General features: G+C 42.2%; 20 protein-coding genes. 16 read left to right on the top strand and 4 right to left on the bottom strand.

Annotated elements, in window-relative coordinates; all coding sequences use genetic code 11:
- Window positions 1-17: 17 nt before the first annotated feature.
- A complete protein-coding gene (locus FC98_RS12000) occupies window positions 18-1,472 on the top strand; it encodes a hypothetical protein (protein ID WP_056949630.1) in 1,455 nt (484 codons plus the stop codon).
- A 30-nt stretch (window positions 1,473-1,502) separates the two neighbouring features.
- On the opposite strand, the gene FC98_RS11995 is transcribed toward FC98_RS12000, so the two are convergent.
- From FC98_RS11995 to FC98_RS11985, 3 genes are all read right to left on the bottom strand, one after another.
- A complete protein-coding gene (locus FC98_RS11995) occupies window positions 1,503-1,805 on the bottom strand; it encodes a DUF2316 family protein (RefSeq protein WP_008857172.1) in 303 nt (100 codons plus the stop codon).
- Window positions 1,806-1,807: 2 nt separating this feature from the next.
- Window positions 1,808-2,239: a MarR family winged helix-turn-helix transcriptional regulator gene (locus tag FC98_RS11990; RefSeq protein WP_040471642.1), complete on the bottom strand. Its 432-nt coding sequence runs from the start codon at window positions 2,237-2,239 to the stop codon at window positions 1,808-1,810.
- Window positions 2,240-2,408: 169 nt separating this feature from the next.
- Window positions 2,409-3,803: an FAD-binding oxidoreductase gene (locus tag FC98_RS11985; protein WP_008857170.1), complete on the bottom strand. Its 1,395-nt coding sequence runs from the start codon at window positions 3,801-3,803 to the stop codon at window positions 2,409-2,411.
- A 263-nt stretch (window positions 3,804-4,066) separates the two neighbouring features.
- Between FC98_RS11985 and cobT the strand changes: the two genes are divergently transcribed.
- The 14 genes from cobT to FC98_RS11915 all read left to right on the top strand — a co-directional run bounded on the left by cobT (window position 4,067) and on the right by FC98_RS11915 (window position 18,363).
- The gene (gene cobT, locus FC98_RS11980) at window positions 4,067-5,110 is read left to right on the top strand and encodes a nicotinate-nucleotide--dimethylbenzimidazole phosphoribosyltransferase (protein WP_056949629.1); all 1,044 of its coding nucleotides are present in this window, start codon (window positions 4,067-4,069) and stop codon (window positions 5,108-5,110) included.
- Window positions 5,111-5,349: 239 nt separating this feature from the next.
- Window positions 5,350-5,652, top strand: a complete 303-nt coding sequence (locus FC98_RS11975) for a helix-turn-helix domain-containing protein (RefSeq protein WP_008857166.1) — start codon at window positions 5,350-5,352, stop codon at window positions 5,650-5,652.
- Window positions 5,653-5,820: 168 nt separating this feature from the next.
- A complete protein-coding gene (locus FC98_RS11970) occupies window positions 5,821-6,492 on the top strand; it encodes a hypothetical protein (protein ID WP_040471640.1) in 672 nt (223 codons plus the stop codon).
- Between the two features lie 1,172 nt (window positions 6,493-7,664).
- Window positions 7,665-7,910 (top strand): hypothetical protein, encoded by a 246-nt coding sequence (locus FC98_RS11965; RefSeq protein WP_040471638.1) that lies wholly within the window; start codon window positions 7,665-7,667, stop codon window positions 7,908-7,910.
- Between the two features lie 52 nt (window positions 7,911-7,962).
- Entirely contained in the window at window positions 7,963-8,196 is a 234-nt protein-coding gene (locus FC98_RS11960; RefSeq protein ID WP_081467821.1) for a helix-turn-helix domain-containing protein, read from the top strand.
- Window positions 8,197-8,690: 494 nt separating this feature from the next.
- Entirely contained in the window at window positions 8,691-9,947 is a 1,257-nt protein-coding gene (tyrS, locus tag FC98_RS11955) for a tyrosine--tRNA ligase (RefSeq protein WP_056949628.1), read from the top strand.
- Window positions 9,948-10,161: 214 nt separating this feature from the next.
- The gene (gene tdc, locus FC98_RS11950) at window positions 10,162-12,033 is read left to right on the top strand and encodes a tyrosine decarboxylase (RefSeq protein WP_056949627.1); all 1,872 of its coding nucleotides are present in this window, start codon (window positions 10,162-10,164) and stop codon (window positions 12,031-12,033) included.
- Window positions 12,034-12,077: 44 nt separating this feature from the next.
- A complete protein-coding gene (gene tyrP / locus FC98_RS11945) occupies window positions 12,078-13,508 on the top strand; it encodes a tyrosine-tyramine antiporter (protein ID WP_054655697.1) in 1,431 nt (476 codons plus the stop codon).
- 222 nt (window positions 13,509-13,730) lie between these two features.
- Window positions 13,731-14,312: a uracil-DNA glycosylase family protein gene (locus tag FC98_RS11940; RefSeq protein ID WP_040471636.1), complete on the top strand. Its 582-nt coding sequence runs from the start codon at window positions 13,731-13,733 to the stop codon at window positions 14,310-14,312.
- Between the two features lie 1,060 nt (window positions 14,313-15,372).
- On the top strand, window positions 15,373-16,278 hold the full coding sequence (locus FC98_RS15475; RefSeq protein ID WP_008857153.1) for a hypothetical protein: 906 nt from the start codon (window positions 15,373-15,375) through the stop codon (window positions 16,276-16,278).
- Between the two features lie 32 nt (window positions 16,279-16,310).
- The gene (locus FC98_RS11930) at window positions 16,311-16,505 is read left to right on the top strand and encodes a hypothetical protein (RefSeq protein ID WP_008857152.1); all 195 of its coding nucleotides are present in this window, start codon (window positions 16,311-16,313) and stop codon (window positions 16,503-16,505) included.
- A 425-nt stretch (window positions 16,506-16,930) separates the two neighbouring features.
- On the top strand, window positions 16,931-17,797 hold the full coding sequence (locus FC98_RS11925; RefSeq protein WP_054655695.1) for an SseB family protein: 867 nt from the start codon (window positions 16,931-16,933) through the stop codon (window positions 17,795-17,797).
- Between the two features lie 134 nt (window positions 17,798-17,931).
- Window positions 17,932-18,126, top strand: a complete 195-nt coding sequence (locus FC98_RS11920) for a hypothetical protein (RefSeq protein WP_008856439.1) — start codon at window positions 17,932-17,934, stop codon at window positions 18,124-18,126.
- Between the two features lie 21 nt (window positions 18,127-18,147).
- The gene (locus FC98_RS11915) at window positions 18,148-18,363 is read left to right on the top strand and encodes a KxYKxGKxW signal peptide domain-containing protein (RefSeq protein WP_056949626.1); all 216 of its coding nucleotides are present in this window, start codon (window positions 18,148-18,150) and stop codon (window positions 18,361-18,363) included.
- Between the two features lie 235 nt (window positions 18,364-18,598).
- Here FC98_RS11915 and FC98_RS14875 read toward each other — a convergent pair whose 3' ends face one another.
- Window positions 18,599-18,742: a hypothetical protein gene (locus tag FC98_RS14875; RefSeq protein ID WP_155805098.1), complete on the bottom strand. Its 144-nt coding sequence runs from the start codon at window positions 18,740-18,742 to the stop codon at window positions 18,599-18,601.
- Window positions 18,743-18,785: 43 nt separating this feature from the next.
- Here FC98_RS14875 and FC98_RS11910 point away from each other — a divergent pair.
- The coding region (locus FC98_RS11910) for an MBG domain-containing protein (RefSeq protein WP_082603036.1) at window positions 18,786-25,198 on the top strand (6,413 nt) is incomplete at its 3' end.

Here is a 25,198-nt window from a genome sequence, read left to right as displayed (position 1 = left end):
CGGGATTTTTATGAACTATGAATAATTCAGGTTATACTGAAACTTTTAAAACTGGTGAAATTATTAGCCAACATCATTTAAATCTTAAAACTAATACGTTTGCCAAGAATTTGCCGCTAGTTGATTCTGATCAAATTTGTCCTTATGATGGCTCAAAAATGCGCATTAAACTGCCTTCTAAAGCATCTATGGATAATTGGAACGAGGATGAAGTTTGTCCTAAATGCAATCATATAATCTTTGAAAAGTATAATCGTGGCAAACTTTGTAGTTGTATCAATTGTACAAAAAGGAGAGCAGCTGAAAAGAAAAGATTAAAGACAAATCTTCTTGATGCGCAGGGAGATAAACGAGAACTTGTTACCCTAACAAGTCAAGATTATCTTGATCTAGCGGTTATACTACAGCAACTCAATGCCAAATCACTCAAAAAAATTGGTGTGTATAGTGAACATCGACGTATTGGATTTGATAAAGTAAGGGTTGAGCGATTGGTTGCTCATCACCTTCTTGTTGTCTCTGAGGATAGCAATAACAATGCTCTTAAAATTTTATCTGATGGTAGCATTGAATATGATGAAGCTTCCGTTAATTGGCACGTATGGGTTACTGATGATTCAGATGATAATTCTAGATTGTTAGATGAGCTTAAAAATCCGAATAAAATAAATTTATTGTCAGACCAAGAGGCCGATGATATATATCTACAATTAGCAAGAAAAGAATTACTGAAAATATTTGTTATGGAATTAGAGACACATCGTTTTGACATAAATTCAACAGATGTTTCAAATTTAGAAATAGCAATTGATCACTGGCTAGCCTTTTTAACGCCAGCGCAAATATATGCAGTTATTTGGCGATCGGTTCGACATGTTAACGATGAGAGGACAAAGGGGACACTAGGAAATTATAAATATCACCTTATTCATTTTATAATTAAAGAAGGTGATTACTTAATTACATATTTGTCAGATCAAGGGGAAGAAATTAAACCGTACAATTTTCCTAGAAAAGTGGAAAAAGACTTAGATACAATTATATTTTTTGATCAGATGATTTTTTTGCCAAATTGGTTTGCCAGGAAAGTACCACTTTCTCAGGGTATTGTAGAAATGAAAAATCCAAGGTGTTTGGTGGGCAATACATTAGAGAAAATTTCAATGCAGCGAATAACTAATTTGGAAAGTATTGTGGCAATTGTTCAGGATGCAAGGTGGTTTAAGGAAACAGATTATGGTGTGGTCGTTAATGACGGCAATGTTAGTTGGTTGTTTGCTGAACAGTTAGAAGTATTTAATCTCATGAAAGCTAAGGGGGCAGTGGTTAATTCGCATTCAAGATGGTTACCTGAGGAATTTGATTATTGTATAAATGACTTTTACTCTTTTAGATTTATACGTCATTTATTACAGGCATTAAAAAATTCTACAGCACTAAATGTGACTGAAGACAAAAGTACTATGTGGTAGTGTCTTAAATACTATTAGTTAGCAAAAGTGCTATTCAACCAATTTCCCCTTCTTAATAAACCGGCCATTCAAAAACCAATAGTGCTCAGGATTACCGACCAGTGCACTATAAGGAATCGGCTGACCACCTGCTTTAATAATTTGGCTATCAAAGTAAGCCTTTAAAATCCAGGGTTCTTCAATACGATCTGCATCCAGTTGCATCACATTTTGGACGTGTTCAGAAGTGGCGCTTAAATCAGCTGCTACCTGGTCTAGGGTGACATTGGCGAGCTCAAAGTTCTGCTTTAATTCGTTTCTAGTTGCGTCTTCTTGTTGTGGGGTTAATGACATAATTACTTCTCCTTTGCGGCCTGCTGTAGGCCATCATATAAGTTAGTTAAATCAGTTAATGTTTGGTTAGGGTTATCAAGATGTTGCTCAATTTCCTTATTTAATAGGTCGAATGTCGCTGCGATTTGTAAGGCTGCTTGCTCGCCATAAGTGGTCAGGAAGAGTTGCTTCTCACGGTCGTTGTGGGCGTTTTGTTGTTTGCCAAGCAGATGGCGTTGCTCGAGTCCCTTGATCAAATTAGAGACGCTGGCGGCACCTCGTCCCAAAAATTTGGCAATGGGTTGCTGACTAGTTCCGGGATGATCACGGATATAATCTAGCGCTTGTGCCTGGTCCGGATTCAGATTGATTTCCCGGATTTTCTCATTAATAAATTGATTTTCCAAGCGGGCAATTTGGTGAATCATCGATGAAACGGTATGGTTATTCTTCAAAGTAGGACCTCCTAATAAATACAAATTCTAACACAAACAGTTTTAATTACAACTGTTGTGATTAAAACTATGTAACACAAAAAGCACTCATTCCTGAGCTACCCCCTCAATTATTATTTGAAGTGATACCTCAGGAACGGGTGCTTATTTGATAATTATCAAGAAACGATTAATCAATCTTTCTCTTAGGATTTAAGATGTTCATTGGATCAAATAGCGCCTTGATCTGGTGCTGAATCATATCAACGTCATCGCCAAGTTCCTCGTTGTTCCACTGATTTTTGAGCATACCAACAGCGTGTTCACCAGAAATGGTACCGCCTAATTTAAGTGCCTTTCTAAACATGAGCTGAAGGGCTTTTTGAACTTCATCAGGAATACCATCCGTATCCGCTGACCAAATGATGGTTGGATGAACATTGCCGTCACCAGCATGGCCGGCTGTGTAGATTTCGAGATGGAGTTGGTCGGCGACTTTCTTGATGTAGTCCATCATTTCTGCCAACTTAGAAAGTGGAACGGCCATATCTTCCATAACATGCTGGCCATTGGCAAATACTGCTGGCAACATGTCCTGACGCAGCTTGGTAATTTCGGCCGCTTCTTTTGGATCGGTGGTTAAATGGAGATTCTGACCACCCCGTTTTGCCAAAATTTCTTTGGTGGTGTTTAACATTTGATCGTTACTGCTATCTAATCGCAGAATTAGCATTGCGCCCGCATTTTCAGAATAATGGGTACCTTCGTATTTATCCAGTGCCTTCACCGTGTCAGCGTCCAAAGCTTCCAACATTGATGGGTAAGCGCCAGAGCCGCGGATTTCGGTAACGGCTGTTGATAGTGCCTTCATATCTTTAAAGAATGCTAGGCCAGTAATTGAATCCCCAAGTGGAATGGGGAACAGGCGGACGGTGACTTCAGTGATGATGCCCAGCGTTCCCTCTGAGCCAACGAAGAGCTGGGTCAAATTGTAACCAAATGCCTGTTTGAGTGTCCGGGTGCCTAACTTGATTTCTCGGCCGTCAGCTAACACGACTTTTAAGCCAAGAACCGAATCCTTGGTGGCCCCATAACGGACGGTACTCATGCCACCAGCGTTAGTTGAAGCATTGCCGCCGACCGATGAGATTTTTTTTGAGCCAGGATCTGGTGCGTAGAACAAGCCAAATTTGCGGGCTTCATCATCCAATTCCTGATTGATAACCCCGGGTTCAACAACGGCAACCTGATCGGCCCGATTGATTTCCTTAATATGATTCATTTTGGCGGTTGATAAAATGAAGCTATTGGCGATTGCGTCTGAACCAGAGACGGTACTTGTTGCCGTGGTTCTGGGCACAACCGGAATGTGGTATTTTCGAGCCGTTTTCAAAACACCCTGAATATCTTTAACGGTCTTCGCCTCAATTAGGGCTAATGGCAGCCCATCTGCCAATTTAACGCCATATTGATCGTTTTCAACCTTTTGGAGAAGGTCTGTATTGGTATTGACTTTCCCGGTCGGAACGTTATTCTGTAAGTCTCGAATAATTTCATCATTAGAATGAGCAATAAATTTATTCATGATCGATCACGCCTCCATAATAGTAACATCCTGTACTAATAATAGTCTGAATGAAAGCGATTACCAGAATTTCGACTTCCATGAACCAGGTGGACAAAATATTACCACAAATTTTTACTAATGATATTATTTTGTCCCGATAAACATGCTGATTACAAAAAAGTCCGCTTAGGCTAGCAAGATTATGTCCCGTTTTTGATGGTATATTAGCTTCAAATCAACGGATTAACTAATAAGATATCCTAATGGCGAGGTGCTTAATCATGTTAGAAGAACGAACGGGTTTAAAGCCGATTTCAGAAGTTGCGATCAAGGAAATGCAGGAAAAACTAGATCATAAATGCAAACCCATTAGTGGCTTGGGTAAATTAGAAATTTTAGCGGATAAAATTGCTGGTATTGAAGGTACGGTGGACATTAAGACTAATAAACGTCGATGCCTGGTATTTGCGGCTGATCATGGTGTTGAACGAGAAGGTGTTTCGGCAACCCCAAGGAACGTGACTTATTTGCAGGCGGTTAACATGATGGCAGGACATACGACGGTTGCGGCGATTGCTAAAGCCAATCATTGCAGTGTTCAAGTGGTTGATATTGGCATTGACGCGGATGTTAATGATCCTAAAGTGCTTAACCGCAAGATCAGGAAGGGCACAACGGACATTTTGAAAGGCCCAGCGATGACCCGCGGAGAAGCCGAAAAAGCCATTCAAATTGGTTATGATGTTGCCCAACAGGCGATTGATGAGGGCAATCAAGTATTGGCAATTGGTGAATTGGGGATTGCCAATACGACGATTTCTTCAGCGATTATTGCGGTGATGCTAGATGAACCAGTTAGCGATGTCGTTGGCCGGGGATCGAATATTTCCGATAGACGGATGCAGCATAAGGTTGATGTCATTGAGGAAGCAATTGCTAAGTGGCAGCCAAACGCAGCTGATCCGATTGACGTCTTAAGTAAAGTTGGTGGTTTTGAAATTGGTGGTAAAGTTGGTGCCATGATTTGTGCCGCTGAAAATGGCGTGCCCCTTATCATGGATGGCTTCATTTCTGAAGCCGCCTTAACAATTGCGGAAGGCCTTTATCCAGGGATTAGTAAGCATATTATTGCCTCCCATGCCTCTAAGGAGCGGGGAACTCAGCTGGTCATGCAACGCTATGGGTTGAACCCGTTATTAGAACTCAATATGGCGGTTGGCGAAGGTAGTGGTGCAGTTTTGGTTTTATCGTTAATTGATGCGATGCAGTCGGTACTGAAGAATATGAATACTTTGGAAGATCTGGATGTGATCTTTACGAAGTAGGATGGCGAATTGAATTGATTATCAATTTACTAGCAAAGGAAAAGCAGCCTAAAATTCCCGCAAGGTGAGGTGTCACGGAGAATTCAGGATGCTTTTTTTCGTGGAGTTTGGTTGATTGTTTCATGTGAAACATGCATAATCTAGTTTGATCATCATGTGTGATTGCTTGTATTTTTAGACCAAGACAATTATGATATCCAGTAATTAATGAGTTGTGGAATCTATGGAGGAAATGAAACATGGATCATACAATGATAGAAAGTTTGAATGCCATTAAGAAGCACATCAATGGTGACAATTCTGAAGTAAGAATTGATCACGTGATAGTTGATGATGCCCCTGAATTTGATGCCGATGATATTAAACAAATTCGTGCCAGGATCCCTGCTACGCAACGAGTGATGGCCCACATGCTTTCTGTTTCACCACGAACGGTGGAATCATGGGAGGCTGGGAGGAGTAAGCCAAATGGTAGTTCCAGGCGACTACTTCAGTTAATTCAATCAGATCCTGAAATTGCGAAGAAGATTGAAACGATGTAGCAGCATTTTTGACTTAGGGCGAGGAAACACGTTCTTTTAAGGACATGGTTTCTGGTCCTTTTTTACTAGTCTAATCGTTTTCAGTCATTAATCATTGGTGTTATGATAATAGCGCTTATTAATTAGAAGTAACGAATGATTGAAATGATTTTATCAGGAGGTTACGCTGTGCAACTCACAACCGCAAGAAATTACTTATTGTTAACTGAACGAATTGGCAAGAAGCCAATGCTGCGAACTAGGTTTACTAATCAGGCATATTTTGTTCTGGCTTCGATCCTGGACTTGATTGACCAGCAAGTTTTAGCTATTCAAGATGACCAGTTAATTATTAAAGATCGGGATAAATTTGGCAGATTACCTAACTACTTATCTGGGTTCAAAGCGCGAATTATGGCAGAAATTACCAAAGGAAATAAGCTCACCGACACTTTAGATCTCATTACTAGCTGGGATATTGCTAATGAACTCTATGATGGGGTAGGCGTTGAATTGTTACGGGACCAGCTTGTTAGAAAAACGTCAGTTAAGACTAATCTGGATACTCACGTTATTTACTTGCCAACCGATGCAGCTAGAATGCAAGTAACTGATGATCTTAAGACGCAGATGACGGCTGCTGATATTAGTCAGGCCACCATTAGTTTAGTGACGATTTATGAACAGTTAGATGCATTGAAGTGGTTAATTTCAGATAAAAATGAATTAGCAGGATTAACCCAAGCATTCCATAGAAAAATTGATGATGATCCATTTTATCAAACGAAAAGAGCACTCGTTAAGACTGCTCAAGATGTCATTACTAAGAAAAAGTTTTGGTATGATTCCTGGCTTAGTTAAGCTTCTAATATTGTTTGTAAATTGTATGATTAAGGAAAGACAACCAGTTGCCTTTGCATAGATATTCAAGGGCATATTGCAAAATTTATTTCCTAAATGCGAATTAGGTAGCTTAGCTTGGTTGTCTAAACACTTAAAATCGAAGTATTTTAAATTAGATTATTTTGAACGAAAAAGATTGAAACTATTGAAATTCTAATTTTTGCATGTTAATCTATGGACAACATCAAACGTATGAGTTTTTAAATCAGTAATATGCCGTCTCGGAGTGAAGAGAAATAGTGGTTGGTGCGAACTATGCAGGGCGGTATGATGAATTACAAAGACTAAGTACGCGGTAGCTCCAACGATATATGGAGTTCAAGAGCAGGGTGTGTTATGCCCTGAACTAGGGTGGTACCGCGTAAAAGGGCGTCCCTTCGTTATTAATTTAACGAGGGAACGTCCCTTTTTGATGTTATTGGAATTAAAAACGGCAAGTTGATTTATCGGTATTAGGACAGCTGCGCAGAGCAGAAATCTGCGTGTAAGCACCTATCGAAAAAATTCCAAAACCAGGAATTCTTTCGATAGGAGACTTACACTCCGATTTCCAACCGCTCTGCTCCGCTCACTTATTTAGGACAGCTGTGCAAAGCAGAAACTTCCACATAAGCACCCCTGACAAAAATCCCCAAAACCAGGAATTTATGTCAGAGGAGACTTATGTTCCAGTTTCTAAGCGCCTTGCTCCGGCTCACTTATTTAGGACAGCTACGCAAAGCAGGAATCTGCGCATAAGCACCGCTACCAAAAATCCCAAACCCAGGGATTTTCGGTAGCGGAGACTTACACTCCGATTCCTAATTGCTTTGCTCCGCTCACTTTTCTTATGAATGGAGGAGAACACTATGAAATCAACGGATACGACAATTCATTGCCCAGAGTGCGGTGATATTGAATTTATCAAGAATAATGATGGTAGCGTTGTTTGTGCAGAATGCGGACACACGATTGTGAGTTAGGCAAACGAGTCTGATTTATAGTAAAAAATCAGTCTGTTTTTGTTGGATAGAAGCTTGCGGATGAGAACCACTAGCAAAAATTCCAGAATCGGGAATTTCTGGTTGAGGAGACTTATGCGCCGACTTCTAAACGCTTTGTTTCGCTCACTTATAAAAGGAGGTAGTCACATGAATAGTTTAATCGCCCACATCCAGCAGCAAATGATGAAGCCCAAAATGCTTAGTAATGGTCTTCAGGCCCTGTTCTTGGTCCCGTTGCTAGTCATATTAGCCATATCTAATTGGGCAAACGTCACGATTAATTCTGCAGCCATCATTTTAATCATGGTTGTATCATTACTGATTGGGTTACATAAGTTAGCTAATCAGATCGCATCAGTAATTGAAAAGGGCGCGGATAATCATTTCCGCTAAAGCTTTGACACTGGGAATGGTGTTTTCAATTACTGAAATGGGGGCGATGGTAATGATTGATTTGAATGATCCTGATATTATGTCATCATCTGAGGCAGCAAAACGTTGGCATAAAGCTGATGATTACGTGCGGCAGATGTACCGTAAAACTCCCGAGAAGTTTCCCGAGGGAAGTATTCGAAAATTTGGTAAGCAGCTGGTTGTCACGCGTCAAGGAATGGAAATGGTGACTGGTGTGACAGAAGCTGAAGCCGAAGAAAATACGGCACGAAAGCAGGTTAGCTAGGGAGAGTGCGAAGCTAAGCGGTTAACAACTTGGCGCGTGAGTCTCCTCCAGCAGGAATTTCCAGGTTCGGAACTTTTGGTGGGGATACTACGGTCAAATTGTTGCTCTTCTGAGCGCTTTTCTACAATGTAATGGATGAAATTAGAATGAAAGGGCGAGGCAAGAAATCACGTGTCTCGCTTTTTGATTTGGAAATTATTTGGCTGAAACGTGTGCGTCTAAGTAGAATTAAAGTGGAGGCATCTTCTGAAGTATATGCTAAAATCGGGAATCCCTTTCAGCAATGTCCGCCGTTCCGATTCCTAATCTTGATGTCACATCCTGATTTTTACTCAAACATAATGGCATTTTTCTGAAAGCAATTTAAGCAAAAATGAGAATATGTGAAAATGATGTGACGACAACGAACATAAAATTAGTTGACACTATTCAAAGGCTTGCTTATGTTTGTGAGGTAATTTGTCACAAATATTGCATTCTGGAGGTAGTGAATAATGAATATTATTGATGAGCTAAATTGGCGGGGTGCCATTAACCAGCAAACCGATGCCGATGGCTTGAAGAAATTAGTCAGTAACAACTCGATTTCGCTATACTGTGGCGTAGATCCAACCGGCGACAGTATGCATATTGGCCATTTAATTCCGTTCATGATGATGAAACGCTTTGAGCTAGCGGGTCATCATCCATACATTTTGATTGGCGGTGCCACTGGTAGTATTGGTGATCCAAGTGGCCGCAAGTCTGAGCGTCAGTTGCAGACTATGGAGAAGGTTCAGCATAACGTCGACGCCCTATCCGCCCAAATGCAAAAGCTCTTTGGGGGAGAATCGGATATTTCGTTTGTAAATAATTACGATTGGCTTTCTAAATTATCCTTACTCGATTTCTTGCGGGATTACGGTAAGCTGTTTAACATTAATACGATGCTGGCGAAGGATATCGTTGCTAGTCGGCTGGATGTTGGGATTTCGTTTACTGAATTTGCATATCAAATTTTGCAATCTGTTGATTTTTTAACGCTTAATCAAAATTATCACGTACAGCTGCAAATTGGTGGCGCTGATCAGTGGGGCAACATTACTAGCGGAATTGACCTGATTCACAAAGTTCAAGGCGCAGATGCGGAAGTCTATGGGTTGACGATTCCGTTGATGCTGAAAGCGGATGGTACTAAATTCGGCAAAACCGCTGGTGGGGCGATTTGGCTGGATCCAAAGAAAACCTCACCATATGAATTCTATCAATTTTGGCTTAATCAAGATGATCGTGATGTGATTAAGTACCTGAAGTATTTCACATTCTTAGACCCGGATGAGATTGCCACCATTGAGAAAAGCCTAAAGGAGCATCCAGAAGATCGATTGGCTCAAAGGCGCTTGGCTGAGGAGGTTACTCGGTTTGTCCATAGCGAGGCGGCACTAGAGGTTGCTCAAAAGATTTCTAAAATTTTGTTCTCGGGGGATGTTGATCTATTGAGCGTCGACGAGGTTCAAGATGCGTTTGGCAAGGCGCCAAGCGTGGAGATCGGCTCAAAGCCGGCCGACATCATTACCTTGTTAGTTGATACCAAAATTGAATCATCAAAACGACAAGCTAGAGAAGATGTAACCAATGGCGCGATCACGGTTAATGGGTCACGGGTTATGGACATTGACCAAGTGATTAATCCGAGTGACAAATTTGAAGGTAAGTTTGTGATTGTGCGCCGGGGCAAGAAGAACTATTTTTTGGCTCACGTTCAAAGTTAAGCAAATAAAAGTTTGATTAGAAAACAATTTGATTAAAAGGATAACCGATATCGGTTATCCTTTTTTGATGCGTGTAGCCTCTGTCAAGAATTTTTTGAAAGTTTAATTTGAAAATTAGGATAACTTTAAGCACAATAAATACCCTTTACAGTTTCTTTTTGAAAGCGTATTCTAACGTTGCAATTGCAAACGATGCAAACGGAGGGTACGAATTATGACTAAAGAATCTGCAAATTTAAACTTGGATGCATTATTTATTGGGGACAAGGCAGAGAATGGGGAACTCTACAAAAGCCTGCTAAATAAGTTGGTTGATGAACATCTAGGGTGGCGGCAGAACTATATGCCCCAAGATAAGAACATGATTTCACACGCTGAACAGGATTCACCAGCGTTTGAAGCCACTGTTAATCATATGAAAGACGTATTGGATCAACTTTCACAACGAATTAGAACCGAGTCAGTTCCTTGGCATTCAGCTGGCCGCTACTGGGGCCATATGAATTCAGAAACGTTGATGCCTGCCATGCTGGCCTACAATTACGCAATGATGTGGAACGGCAATAACGTGGCTTACGAATCGTCGCCGGCAACTTCACAGATGGAAGAAGAGGTTGGCCATGAGTTTGCTGGTATGATGGGCTATCGGAATGGTTGGGGCCATATTGTTGCTGATGGTTCGCTAGCTAACTTGGAAGGTCTCTGGTACGCCCGTAATATTAAGTCACTTCCCTTGGCAATGAAGGAAGTCATGCCTGAATTGGTAGCTGATAAGTCTGATTGGGAACTGCTGAATATGTCAACTGAGCAGATTATGAAGCTATTGATCAAATCAGGTAATCATCTTGATGAAATTAAGGACAGATCAGCCCGGAGTGGCAAAAATCTACAAAAGTTGGGTAAATGGTTGGTACCACAAACAAAGCATTATTCTTGGATGAAAGCGGCCGATATTATCGGGGTTGGCTTGGACCAAGTGGTACCAGTGCCGCTTGATAATGATTTTAGAATGGATATTCATTCCCTGGAAACCATCGTGAGAGATTTAGCAGCTCAAGGGATTCCAATTTTAGGTGTCGTTGGGGTTGCTGGTTCCACCGAAGAAGGCGCCGTTGACCAGATCGATAAGATCGTCGCGCTACGAGAACAATTAATTAACGAGGGGATTTACTTTTACATTCACGTTGACGCTGCTTATGGCGGGTATTTTAGAACCATTTTCTTGGATGAAAATAACGACTTTGTTTCATACGAAAAACTACCTGAACTTCACAAAAAATACGGTGTCTTTACTGAAAACAAGCAATACATTAAACGAGATGTCTATGAGGCTTATAAGGCATTCGATCAAGTTGAGTCAATTACAATTGATCCGCATAAGATGGGGTACGTTCCATACTCTGCTGGTGGGATTGTCATTAAAGATATTCAGATGAGGGATGTCATTTCTTACTTTGCGACCTATGTGTTTGAAAAGGGGGCGGATATTCCGGCGTTACTTGGGGCCTATATTCTTGAAGGATCAAAAGCAGGAGCGACTGCGGCATCGGTATGGACCGCCCATCATGTATTACCGCTTAATGCCAGTGGCTATGGCAAACTTCAGGGGGCATCAGTGGAAGGGTCACACCGTTACTATCAATTCTTGAAGGACCTTAGTTTTAAGATTGGTGATCGCACAATCGAAGTTCATCCATTAGTTAACCCTGACTTTAACATGGTTGATTACGTTCTTAAAGAGAAAGGCAATAACAGCTTGGCTGACATGAATCAATTAAACCATGCGTTTTATGAAGAAGCCTCATACGTGAAGGACACCTTGTATAGCAAGGAATACATTGTTTCCCATACTGACTTTGCAATTCCGGATTATGGGAATAGTCCTCTCGATTTTGTAAAGAGTTTGGGGATTACCGAAGAAGATTGGAATCAGCAAGGAAAGGTTACCGTCATCCGAGCAGCTGTGCTGACGCCATACATGAATACAGAGGATAACTTCTATTACTTTGTTCCTAAAATTAAATTGGCAATGAAAAAAGACCTTGAAGCCATTTTTGAAGGCAGCCGTGCAAAGCAATTGTCATAATTTTGGGCCAAACTAAATTAATTTATTGAATAGAAGGGATCATTATGGATAAACAAGGGGTAAAGCTCGGTTTAGGGACGTTTGTCGGAATGACGATGGCGCTGTGTGCAACGGTTCGGTCAATTCCATCGGTGGCCGCGGCTGGCTGGGCGCAGATTACGTACATGGTTTTTGCAGTCGTGTTCTTTGCACTACCAGTAGCACTGATCTCTGGTGAGCTAGGAACGATGCTCCAGGCCGATGGTGGCCCCCAACTCTGGGTTAAAACAGCGTTGGGTGAAAAATGGGGATTTGTAACTGCTTGGTTGTTATGGGTACAAATGTTTCCAGGGATGGTAATGGTGGCTTCGACGATTGGGCCGCTTTGGGGAAACGCATTTGGTAACGTTGCCCTCGGCAATAATCATTGGTTTATTTTTGCCAATATTCTGGGGTTCTATTGGATTATTACAATCTTGAATTTAAAGTTTGATATGGCTAAAGTCGGTGGTAACATCGGTGTTTGGCTGGGAGTTTACATTCCGATTATGATCATGCTGATTATGGGGGTTGCTGCCCTAATCAAAACGGGGATCAATCCCGTTGGCTACTTAGGAACTTTTTCAATGAGTAAGCTATTACCAAGTTTAAGCAATTTATCGACATTAAAGTACTTTGCGGCAATTTCATTTGTTTACACGGGAATTGAAATTTCGTCGGTATTTATTCCTAGGTTACACGATGCTAAGAAAACCTATACTCGGGGAATTTTCATCGCCTTGATTGGGCTAGTGTTGATGAACATCTTAAACGCAATGCTAGTTGCGAATACCGTTTCGAATGGTAAAATGCAACTTTCAAACATTACGCAGCCAATTGTTCTTTGGTGCCAAATTCTAGGCTGGCCGTCAATTATTGCAAATATTTTCAGCTTCATGGTCGTGATCGGCGTGCTTATCCAGTTATCTGCATGGGTAACTGGTCCGTCTAAAACAATGACTCAAGTAGTTCGTAGTGGCGAATTACCAGCCAGCTTTGGCTATCATAAGGTTAATAAATATGGCGTTTCCCGTAACGTGGTGTTAACGCAGAGCATCTGTATTTCACTATTTGCGCTTCTTTATGGGGTAATGAAAGACGTTAATGGTGTTTTCTTAACCCTAACGAACGCAACGACGGTTATCTACGCTACGGTATACGTTTTGATTGCCATTGCCTTAATTAAACTGCGCCAAGCAAAACCTGAGTTGGAACGTCCATATCGATTGGGGACTCACGGAAATGGCATGGCATACTTTGTTGCTTTCCTATTGATATTTGGAATTGTTGTTATCGTCGCGGCAACGTTACTGACAACGGATATCTTACAAGCAATCTTTGTTCTTTCAATCGCCGCAATTCTCTTTATCATTCCGTTATACATTGATAGCCATAAGAATACGGATTGGATCACGCAAGTTCGGGCAGATTTGCAAACCATGAACTACGTTGAATAATTAGCGATTATTTTCATCTTTAACAATAGACGTGCCATTAAATAACCTACCTTAAATGACCTACCATGAGACTTATTCGTTTTATGGTAGGTCATTTTTTGGCTAAGCGGGTTAGAGAAGCATCATCTGTTGCAGTATAATCAAGTTATCTTTTTATACTATTATTATAGAAGAAACGAAATTTTTAATGATTAGTTCACCTGATAGGGAATGAAAATAACGATGCAAACTGCTAATGAAATATTTAAAGCGATCGAAGCAGATCCGCAGAATCAAGAATTCACTGAGCAAGGTGTCGAACCACTTTATCATATTAATCCCAATGCCGAGATCTTGATTATTAGCCAGGCGCCTAGTCGGAAGGCGCAAGAATCAATGGTTTTTTGGAACGACCCGAGCGGTGACCGATTACGTGATTGGATGGGGATTACGAAGGATCAGTTTTACCATTCAGGAAAAATTGCCGTTATGCCACTAGATTTCTATTATCCTGGCAAGGGTAAGCATGGAGACTTGCCGCCAAGGAAGGGGTTTGCCGAAAAATGGCATGAACCGCTACTGCAGCTCATGCCAAAGGTGAAGATTAAGTTGTTAATTGGTCAGTACGCTTTGAAATATTATCTGGGCAATCGACGACAAAAGAATTTGACCGAAACGGTGCGCCACTTTGAAGACTATTTACCAGATTACTTTCCACTGGTTCACCCATCACCGTTGAATTATGGTTGGCAAAAGCGGAATCCTTGGTTTAGGGATGAAGTGGTGGCAGCGTTAAGGGAAAGTATTCATGAAATTATTTTATGAGGATGTTTTTGTAGATGGATCGTTGATCGCAGAGTGTTTTTTGCCATGGAATAGGCTTAAAGTTTAGTAGCTGCAAAAGGAGAATATCTGCGGTACTAAATTTAGGTTTTCTTATCAGTAGAAGTGTTAGGTGAATCAGGATTTTAGTAGGGGTTTTTAAATTTATGGGAATAAAGCAGATAATAACTGAGTTTATCTTGTTCCATTAACTCGTCCGTAAACTTTTTCAAATTACCTTAACTTAAATATTGGATTAATGGTTGTTACCTAATTTCATTTCTATCATCTATCATAAAATGAACTTTACATATGGCATAGTTGCTGTCAAAAAATGTGATTGATTATAACGATGGGTAGAAAAGAGCAGATAAGTGGATAGGTAAATGGTCGCTAATCCCTTTAAGATCGTTAAATAAAGAGTTACCAGAATAGATATCTAATCATAAGAAAGGGTAGATAGACACTAGTTATTTAAAATTGAAGAAACTAAGTTATATTTAGCAGCAAACCCTGGCCCAACTTGTTGGATTGAAATAGGGCTTTTTTTATTTTGCTCTCATCAAAACTAAATATAATTCCACATCAAAAAAATGTCAGCTAGCCTGGCATTTTTTTGATGTCACTAGATCGAGGTACTAAATTGATTTAGATCTATACAGCAGAAAAAGCAAAAAAATATTAACTTACAATCAAAAATTCATGCCTTAACTTAGATATATTTTTTAAACGTCACCAGTGGTAAACCATCATCCAAACAGCTATTAATTCGGTCTCATATCGGGCTGTCTGCCTCGTATAGTAAGCTCAGCATAAAAAAATCAATCATAATTTGATATTTTTTTGTTTCCCTAAAAACCGCGGACAAAAGAGATTGAATACATATAGATATATATAAGGGTTCCATTAGAATAATAAGTGTAAATGAATAACCGTTAGCATTATTAGGAAAATACCCAATCATATATATAGCAATGTGGGGGTGTGACGGCTATTGATGGATAAAAGGGGTGGCGTCAAGTAACTATATTTGGCACAGCCCTTCAGATGGGAGGAATTAACAATGGCAGAAGCTGAAGGGGCGGCTCGCCAAGCGCAGAACTACGCCGAGATTCACTTTGATAGCCGTGATGGTGATCAAATTATGGAGCCGCTCAAAATCTTTCGGGCGATCAGTGAGGAATACCGCATTGCGCTGCCAATCTTAAGCGGCTACGTGCTCGTCAATCGACCACAGAACCTGACCCGCACGATGACCACCGATCCGGCAATTATCAAACTGATTTATGGCAAGATTGGGTCACTACATGTGTATCATGGGCTTACCGATATGACTGGGGAATTGATTCCGTTACATAATGGTGACCGGCCAGACACCGTCGCATCGGTCAAATTACCAGACGTTGATGACCAACACCGTTACTATGCGATGGACGATGAAGGAATTGGCGATCAAATTAAGGATCCTAGCCAGTATCAACCGGATAATCCAACTGCCAAGACCAGCTTGGTTAGTCTCACGGACGCTGAAAAACAAAAGGTTGACCGCATGGAACGCGAACTTAGCGAAGGTGGTAATGAGAACATTCTCAATATCGACGATCTCAAGAGTGAATTAGAGAAGCCATTAACTGAGTCGGAGTCAACTGGATACGGGGATGATTCAAAAGAGCAGCCGCAAGATGCTGCTAGCCAAGAGAATGCGGCAAGTGAACTTTATTCAACGGGGATGGACCAAGTACCATCACAACCGCAACAGCAGGCGCAGCCACAATCTAGTGAGCCAAGTACTTTAAGGCCACAATCCTCAGAACATCAGCCAACACCGATTACACTGTTAGCCCAGGCACTAAGCCTAATCTGCAAGAGCTTAGAAGAAGCCGAGGGGCAACAAGAGATTGCTGATTTGGCTGAATCTGCTCACCAGTTATTGGCAACGATTCGAACATTAACCAAGTTGAATAACTAATTAAAGATAGATACGAAAGTGGGGAATTACCAATGGATACAGAAAATAGCGCCAGTGATATTGAAACGCTGGTTCGCATCACACCCGTTAAAGTGTTGAGTAAAAGCATGAACACGATTGCTCAGGCGATTGATGAAGCCGCAACTGATGGTAATAAGCAGCAGGTTCTAAAACTTGTTGATAGCGCTGAATCGTTGCTAAATGCTATTACTCAGCTGAATAAGTAGGGGCTAGCTAGGACAGCTGCGTCAGGCAGAAACCTGCATGTAAGCACCTCCGAGAAAAATTCCAAACCCGGGAATTTCCCTCGAAGGAGACTTACATTCCGGTTTCTAACCGCCTGACTCCGCTCACTTATTTTAGGACAGCTGCGCAAAGCAGAGATCTCCATGTAAGCACCTATCGAAAAAATTCCAAGCCCGGGAATTTCCTCGACAGGAGACTTACACTCCGATCTCTAACCGCTTTGCTCCGCTCACTGCTTTTAGGACAGCTCTTCCAGGCAGAAACTTCCATATAAGCACCTTGGTCAAAAATTCTAAACCCAGGAATTTCTGCCCAAGGAGACTTATATTCCGACGGCCGTGAAACGCCTAGCCTACTCGGCAGTTTCTAACCGCCTGGATCCGCTCACTTAGAAAGAAGGGATCAAATGATGGAAACTGAATCAGTCAAGAAACCGATGATGTATAAGCTTACCCCAACACCGAACAACGTGGATGGGGATCAAGGGATTATGTCATTTAGAAAATCCGGGTTCAACCAGCGGCTGCAATCGTTTATGGATCAGCCGATGGATCCCGAGCTTGAACATAAATTTGCCGCGGCGTTGCTTGAAATGAAGTTCTACGCGCCGGTTCAAACTGGTCGGCGGAAAGCGTCTGCTAAACAACCGCAACCAGCATTCACTTTGTCGGTAGCGGTCACGACTTATCTCGCTGATGGTCAAAAATACATTCCAGTCTTTACTGATTTGACCAAAATGCAAACGTTTTTAGCGGGCTCACCAAATATGGTGCCGTTTCGTTCGTTCGAGTTTACCAGCAAGGAATTGATGGCCGAGGCTGACCAATTTAACTTGAGTGGTATCTTGATCAACCCTGGCGATCAAAGTTTCCCGTTAACCCGGGAATACTGGGATTATATTCATAAGGTAGCGCCGGTCGTCGCTTCAAAGAATCTGGATGACGACTTTATGTTCAAGTTGATTAACCCGACGCCCACTAAGCTGCAGGCTGCCTTGTCCAGATCACTTAAACACGTTCGTAAGGCCGAAGCCGCATGGTTAGTTAAGTTGAAGCCAAAGGATGATCAGAACTATCAGTACGCGGTGATTGTGGATTATAAGGGTAAGCCGGAGAACTTTGAAGCCAAAGTATCCCGCAAGCTTGCCATTGCTGCTCACCGTTATATTCCATATGGTGCTGACATCATTGTTGGCCGCCTAACCGGGAAAATCGGTAGCGAAATCAAGCACGATGTTGACGCATTTTATAAGCGGAGTGGTTGGTTGTCGTAGAACAGCTGCGTCAGGCAGAAACCTGCGTGTAAGCACCTCCGAGAAAAATTCTAAAACCGAGAATTCCTCTCGGAGGAGACTTACACTCTGATTTCTAACCGCTTTGCTCCGCTTACTGTTAAAGGGGTAATTCTATGGAGAAATATGGACACGTTATTCCAACCCGAAAAGAGGCTAGACGGCAGCGGGAAGTAGTGGCCCGCCAAGCAACGGCTGCTAAACAAAAAGCCGCCGTTCGGATTAATGGCCTCGAGACGACGGTTGAAGTTGATCAAATTGTGGACGTGGGGACGTTTCCCCGGGTCAAGAAAATTACAAAGTCAGAATGATTAATCAATGGGGTATTTGCTGTGAATCGATATCAATATAATGCACGATTATACAAGGATAGCCTAGAGAAACAAGAACATTATAAGCTATATAAAAAGGGAAAACTGTGGTTAGTAGCCGGTGTTTCTGTCTTTACAACTGGATTGTCATATACCATGTTAACTTCCCATCAAGTCCATGCTGACACGACTGTCACCACCGCTGAAAATGCGGGGGGGGGGGTACTTCCACTCTGACGGCGTCAAAGCCTGATGCACCAACGCTAACCGCTACTTCACAAAGTGACGATAACGCTAAAACAGCCAATAATGATCAAAATAATTCTCAGTCTAATTCAACGGTTGCAACGCCAGCTGCAAGTTCTTCAGCTGATACAGCTATAACAAATCAGGCAACTGCAACATCAGCCAGCAGCGATACAAATCAGACAACCACCGATAACCATAATGGGGATGATGCCCAAACAACAGATCAAGGAACCCAAACCGCTGCTGATCCAGCAAAGGACGCTTCAACTGCTGAATCGGCAAGCAGTAATACAACTAAGGTTAATAAGCGGGCTAACAACGAACTTAAGGTTAAGAAAGCAACTTCTAAAAAGTTAACGAAATACAACAAGCAATCTGCTCAAAAGGTTATTAATCAAGCTAATAAATTGATGAAAGCCACTCAAAAGCAAATTGCCAAGGGAAATAGTGCTGCTAGTGCTAAAGCCGGCGACAATATTCCTCAAGATGACGCGTTAACTGCGCTTGGTACCCATCAAAAAGCGCAACGAGCTAAAGTCTTAAAGACCGTTAGAGCAGCTCAAAAAATTGCCATTAAGAATAAGAAGCAGGCAACGAACAAGTTAAATGCTGCCTTATCGTTAGTGACTGATATGCATGACACTTTAAACCAAGCAACAGCGTTAGTAGCGGCTGACAAAAAAGGGGTTAAAGCCCATGTTGTCGCCAATGCTAAAGCTGCTTACAACCAAGTTGGGGTTCCCAATGGTACGTCTGCCAGGGTTGATGATTATGGTGACCTGATTATTACAGCTAGCAATGCCCACAATTATAATCAAGTACTCAAAACCATACATAAACAAGGGCTGACGGGAAGCTTTAGACAGATTGTGGATCCAGCGCAAGCGGCGAGTTTGACGTTGAGTGGTCCTAATGGTGCATCTGCAATTGATGCAGATGGCAATATGACGATTGATCAAACGAAGGCAAATGCTCTTAGTGGATCGACGATTACAGCTACCTTTAATATTTCGGGTAATAAAGGAGACACCTTTTTTGTTACTATTCCTGGGTACGTAAATAGCTTAACTGATCAGTCAATTGCAAAAACAACTAGTAATGCAGACGGTTCACAAACGGTCACATGGACGCTTGACCAAGATGGAATTACCAAAAGTGAGGTAGTAACTTTCGCATATGGGGCCAATATTGCCGCTTCTTACAATAATGTAACAAAATCCCCTGATACTGGTAGTTTTGTTCCCGCTTCAAATGTTACAAACTCCTGGCAATACCAAGGTGGGGTGCCTGATGGGGTCATATTACCAATAAGTTATGGCGGTAAAAACATTGAAACACAGTACAAGAAGGTCACTTACACTAATAAGCAGTCTTTTAGGCAACTGAGTTTAGGTTCCAATCAAGCTAATAATATAAAGCAAGCTGGTCAAAATTATGAGTATTCTTTTGCATATAATGGTGCCCAAGATTTTGACAATATGGGTGTCATGACAGCTACTATTGATTTGCCGGAAAATTTTGTTTTTGATCCTGACGCAACAGATTATGTTCAAAAAAATAGTATGCGAACTGGTGTTGATGTTAATACATTTAAAGTTCTTCCTGGTAATAAACTTCAGATTACGATTGGTGGGACTAATCAATTTACGTCATTCTCAAATGGGCTAGTCAATTTTGTGGGTCATTATGCTGATGGAACAACTGGAGATCAAATATTCAAACTTGATAGTGTTAAGACAGCCTATCTTTCTAGTGGGGATGGGACAGCTCCGATAATTGCTGATAATGGTGGTGAAAAGCAATTTATAGCGAATACGTCAGACTATAATTCTGGACATACTTATGCCGTGCCTAATACAACCTATACTGATACTTTAACAACAAAGAGAGTCACAAATCTGAACGTCGGTACATGGTTAAGCGCATATAATTCTTTAGTAATTGGATCAACAAGTAATAATATATTAGCAAACTTTACGCTTGCTAATTCTGGAAACACAGCAATTGATCCAACTTATACAATTAAAATTCCAGATGGAGTTGAGTCTACTGGAATTAATTTACCATTAAATCAAGCAGGAAACTCTAACTGGCCCAAAGATACCACTTATGATGTAACAGTTAACTATAGTGATGGTAGCCAGCAATCGTTTACCAAACTTGAATCTGGTACGACAGTTTCATCGATTAATGGTTCAGATGTTCAATTAATGACTGTGCCAGCTAGTGCTCACGTTACTAGTTATGTCATTACTCAATCTGAACAAATTCAACCTGATAGCTCAATGGGATATTATAATGCAATTGGAAATGGTGGAGAGGCATGGTATACAGGTGCTACGGATACGAATGATAATGACGCCGTAACTTATGCGTTTACTGTGTTGGGGAACGTTGGCACCTCAAACGTTGCTGCGGTTAAAGATGGACAACAACTATCAATAGAAATGGATATTGCCGATAAAAATTCGAATTGGAGTTCATCCTTTGCTTCTCATTTTACTGCAACTAAAGATGCAACTACGATGTTAACACTCGGAGATAATTCCGCCTTACCCGTCACTCTCACACCAGGGAGTACCTTCACACAAGAAATTGGGAACTCATATGGTCATCTTCAAAATACATCGTTGTATGCCAACTTAAATGCAAATGCATATAGAGATAGTAAGGGCCAAGTTATCAATCAATCGTCGGTAACGGATTTAAATGATCAACCGGGTTATGGTGGTAATAGTCGTTCAATAGTTAATCCTGTAATTTATATCACAACTCCTGCTCAGATGAAATTAGTTCCGGATGATAAAACTGGTTTGCCATTTACTGAAGATGGCGCTGGCTGGAAAGGCGTCACTGATAATCCAAAAGTTTCGACATTTGTTAATGCAGACGGCTTAACGGTTACTAAGCTGGACTATACCGGGACAGGATTTGAATGGACACCATTGAATCAGAATATGATATTAAAGTTCAAAGTTAATGATGATGCGGTTTCGGCGTTTATTCCGTGGAATAGTTCAAGAGCAACGGGGGACGGCACTTTTAATGGCATTAATTATGTAAATAATCGAGACTTCCCAAATAGTGGGGTAACGTCAAGTAATAATGCTGCTACTAAGTTTGGTAAGAGCGGTGAGTCTATTGCCGCAGTCATGGTGCAGGGAAATGAACTCTCTACAGATAATCAGACGAGTCAAGATGATTTGCAGAACTTATACATTGAAACTGCAGATGGGCAAAAGATAAGTGGTTTGTCAGCCGTTCAAAATTATCACCCAACTTCTAACGGTGCCGGATTACAAACGGGATATGGCTACTTATCAGGAAATCTTTATATCTCCGCTCCTCAGTCCATGATTCTCAACGGCACCATCCAAGATAACCAAAGTTTCGGCTCAAGTTACAGCGTTAATGGTGTTAACAACCCGATGAAGAATGATGCTCAATCGATTCGGCTTCGGTTAGCTAACAATACGGCTACTACCAGCACGAACGTTGCTGGAGTCATTAATTTACCAACAGAAGTTACTGCAAACGATGGTGATACTCCAGGAAAGTTTGCACTACAACTTACTAAGGCAGCTACTGAGGGCAAGAGTGCTGGTAATGATGTCACGACGACCTTGTACTCAACACATAAAGCTACATTGTCGGCTGATGGGAAGTACGTCACCTTAGATAATGGTGAGAAGTATTACTTTAATGCTGAGGATGGTACTAGTAATACTAATGATGACTTAGTTAAGGCTGACAAGGTTACCGACTGGTCCAAGATCGTTGGTATTGTTACCTCAATTCCTAAGTTAGCTTCGCAAGATATGGCTGACGTCATTCTGCCCATTAAAGACCCCGATAGTGCTAACGATCGGGGCAAGCAGGTCACGATCCCAACGGCCTTCCGGGTAGATGGCTTGAATAACGTGAACGGTCAGATTATTGATTCCTTTACGACGACGGCCCACATTAAGAACGTTGATCAAGATGGCAACGTCATCAATGGCTTCCCCGGATCCAACGGAGGTTATTCGGATGATGGGATTGCCACACCACCAGTCGGCGTTGCCGGTTCCAAGATTTTGAACAACGTGCCCACGATTCCCGGGTACGTCTTCACCACCACCGATGGCGATACCACAATTAAACTGGATGGGTCATCAACGTTAGTCAACCATTTCCAAGTTGATAAGGCGAACCTCGTCACGGTTGGGCGTCCTGGCGGTGAATTAACCGATACGGCTTTGGGCAATACCACGGCGAATACCGGTGACAAGACCGCTACGGGAACTGATACGATTACCTTTAAAGAGTCTGATAAAGATTTGGCTGCTAACGGTGGTGTTTATCACGTGACTGGACCCGATGGCAAGGAATATGCCACTTTGGCAGAAGCCTTAGTAGCTAACCCAACCTTTGATTTAAAGTCGGATGCTACCGGCGCTACCCAGACCTTTACGGTGACCTATACGCAAACACCGGTTGATAAGGATTCAATTAAGTTACAACCGAAGGCCAAAGATTATAATGGCGATGCCAGCAACGATCCAACCACCTTTGACGTCACGCTTGCTAATGGCGTGGTGGCACCAACCGCTGGCTGGACAGCCGCTGACTTTGATACGACTGGGATTACGAGCCAAAATGTGGGTGTCTATCCCATTAAGCTAAGTGCGCAGGGATTGACCGATCTACAGAAGGCTAACCCGGCTAAAGTGATTACGATGGATGATGTGACGCCAACCACCTTTACGATTAACAAGGTGAAGGTGACGGTCACTGGCCCAACGGTTTCCAAAGTTTACGATGGTGATCCATACAGCTATAAGACCACAGATGTTGCTACTGTCGTTGGTCAGCCAACTAAGGGTGACGATGTGAAGTACACGCTAGGTGACATTAGCAAGGACATTGACGTTGGGGGCTACGATATCCCTGTAGCTGCCGATGCTAACGCTAACCCGAACTACGACGTGACCTTCGTTGCCGGTAAGTTAACGATTACACCAACGGCTGCTGCCGGGAACGTCATCGTTGGCGGCAATACCAAGGTTTATGACGGTAACGCAGCAAGTGACCCAACCACCTTTGACGTCACGTTGCCTAAGGATGTAGTGGCCCCGACGGCTTGGACTAAGGATGACTTCGATACATCTGGGATTACTAGCCAAAACGTTGGTAGCTATGATGTGACCTTGAGCAAGGCCGGGCTGGCTAAGCTACAAGCGGCTAACCCGAATAGCACAATTGGTAACGTTACTCCCGGTAAGTTCACGATTACCCCGGCACCGGTTACCATCACCGCACCGTCAGTTACTAAGAAGTATGATGGTCAACCATATGATGGGGCTCTAAACGCTAAAGTTGTTGGTTTGGTTAACAATGATCAAATCAAGTATGAATTAAGTGACGTCAGTAAGGATGTTGATGTCGGCAGTTATGACATTGACGTAACCGTTGACACCAAGGCTTACTCGAACTACACGATCAAAGTGGTGGCTGGTAAGTTAACCATTACGCCAGCGACGACTACTGATAAGGTTGAAGTTGATGGGGGCACTAAGGTTTATGACGGTGACGCCAGCACCGACCCAACGACCTTTAAGGTCACGTTACCGAAAGGCATTACGGCACCCAAGGATGGTTGGAAAGCCACTGACTTTGACGCCAAGATTACGAGCCAAAATGTCGGTAGTTATGACGTCACTTTGAGCAAAGCAGGAATTACCAAGTTGCAGGCGGCTAACAAGAACACCACGATTGACACTAATAATGTAATTCCTGGTAAGTTCACCATTACCCCAGCAAAGGTCACGGTTACAGGTCCAACGGTTACCAAGGTTTACGACGGTCAGCCGTATAGCGATAAGACGAAGTTAGTTGCTACGGTGACTGACAAGCCAGAACATGGTGTCGATGTGGTTTCTCAATTAGGTGACATTAGTAAGGACGTTAACGTTGGGAGTTACGATATCCCGGTAACTGCCGATGCCAAGGCTAACCCGAACTATGACGTTACCTTTGTTGCTGGTAAGTTGACGATCACGCCAACTGTTACGGCTGATAAAGTAACTGTCGGCGATCAGACCAAGGTCTATGACGGTACTACCGACATTAAGTCGAAGATCTTTACCGTCACTTTACCGAAAGATGTCGTTGCGCCAACAGCTGGTTGGAGTGAGGATGACTTTGATACCAGTGGCGTTGATAGTCCCAATGTAGGTGACTATAAGGTAACTTTGAGCAAAGCTGGCTTAGCTAAGCTCCAAGCGGCTAACTCAAATACCACGATTGGTGCTAACAACGTGACTGCTGGTAAGTTTACGATTACTCCAGCACCAATTATCATCACCGGTCCAAATGTCACCAAGGCTTACGATGGTCAACCTTACACTGGTGCGGTTAACATCGATGTTAAAGGTCAACCAGCTAACGGTGACAAGGTGAACTACACAGTTGGCGACCTCAGCAAGGACACCGCCATTGGTAACTATCCTATTACCATTACGGCGGCTGCCAGCGACAATCCCAACTACACCTTCACAATCAACCCTGGGACGTTAACCATTACGCCCGCACCAGTCGATAAGAGCGCGATCAACTTGCAGCCCAAGGCCAAGACTTATGACGGCGATGCCAGCAGCGATCCAACCATCTTTGACGTCAAACTTAACGATGGTTTGGTTGCCCCAACAGCTGGCTGGACGGCTGCGGACTTTGATACCACGGGGATTAAGAGTCAAAACATTGGTTCCTATGATATTAAGCTAAGCGACAAAGGATTGGCAGACTTACAGAAAGCCAACCCAACTAAGACCATTAACATGAC

It is taken from the genome of Lentilactobacillus kisonensis DSM 19906 = JCM 15041, from assembly GCF_001434135.1.
GTDB lineage: Bacteria > Bacillota > Bacilli > Lactobacillales > Lactobacillaceae > Lentilactobacillus > Lentilactobacillus kisonensis.
The sequence above is the reverse complement of the archived record's forward strand: the minus strand, read 5'-3'. Positions and strand labels throughout refer to the sequence as shown.

What these genes read in the sequence shown, in the direction of transcription:
- FC98_RS12000 (WP_056949630.1), top strand. Translation starts at nt 18, where the DNA reads ATGAATAATTCAGGTTATACTGAAACTTTTAAAACTGGTGAAATTATT.
- FC98_RS11995 (WP_008857172.1), bottom strand. Translation starts at nt 1,805, where the DNA reads ATGTCATTAACCCCACAACAAGAAGACGCAACTAGAAACGAATTAAAG.
- FC98_RS11985 (WP_008857170.1), bottom strand. Translation starts at nt 3,803, where the DNA reads ATGAATAAATTTATTGCTCATTCTAATGATGAAATTATTCGAGACTTA.
- cobT (WP_056949629.1), top strand. Translation starts at nt 4,067, where the DNA reads ATGTTAGAAGAACGAACGGGTTTAAAGCCGATTTCAGAAGTTGCGATC.
- FC98_RS11975 (WP_008857166.1), top strand. Translation starts at nt 5,350, where the DNA reads ATGGATCATACAATGATAGAAAGTTTGAATGCCATTAAGAAGCACATC.
- FC98_RS11965 (WP_040471638.1), top strand. Translation starts at nt 7,665, where the DNA reads ATGAATAGTTTAATCGCCCACATCCAGCAGCAAATGATGAAGCCCAAA.
- FC98_RS11960 (WP_081467821.1), top strand. Translation starts at nt 7,963, where the DNA reads ATGATTGATTTGAATGATCCTGATATTATGTCATCATCTGAGGCAGCA.
- tyrS (WP_056949628.1), top strand. Translation starts at nt 8,691, where the DNA reads ATGAATATTATTGATGAGCTAAATTGGCGGGGTGCCATTAACCAGCAA.
- tdc (WP_056949627.1), top strand. Translation starts at nt 10,162, where the DNA reads ATGACTAAAGAATCTGCAAATTTAAACTTGGATGCATTATTTATTGGG.
- tyrP (WP_054655697.1), top strand. Translation starts at nt 12,078, where the DNA reads ATGGATAAACAAGGGGTAAAGCTCGGTTTAGGGACGTTTGTCGGAATG.
- FC98_RS11940 (WP_040471636.1), top strand. Translation starts at nt 13,731, where the DNA reads ATGCAAACTGCTAATGAAATATTTAAAGCGATCGAAGCAGATCCGCAG.
- FC98_RS15475 (WP_008857153.1), top strand. Translation starts at nt 15,373, where the DNA reads ATGGCAGAAGCTGAAGGGGCGGCTCGCCAAGCGCAGAACTACGCCGAG.
- FC98_RS11930 (WP_008857152.1), top strand. Translation starts at nt 16,311, where the DNA reads ATGGATACAGAAAATAGCGCCAGTGATATTGAAACGCTGGTTCGCATC.
- FC98_RS11925 (WP_054655695.1), top strand. Translation starts at nt 16,931, where the DNA reads ATGATGGAAACTGAATCAGTCAAGAAACCGATGATGTATAAGCTTACC.
- FC98_RS11920 (WP_008856439.1), top strand. Translation starts at nt 17,932, where the DNA reads ATGGAGAAATATGGACACGTTATTCCAACCCGAAAAGAGGCTAGACGG.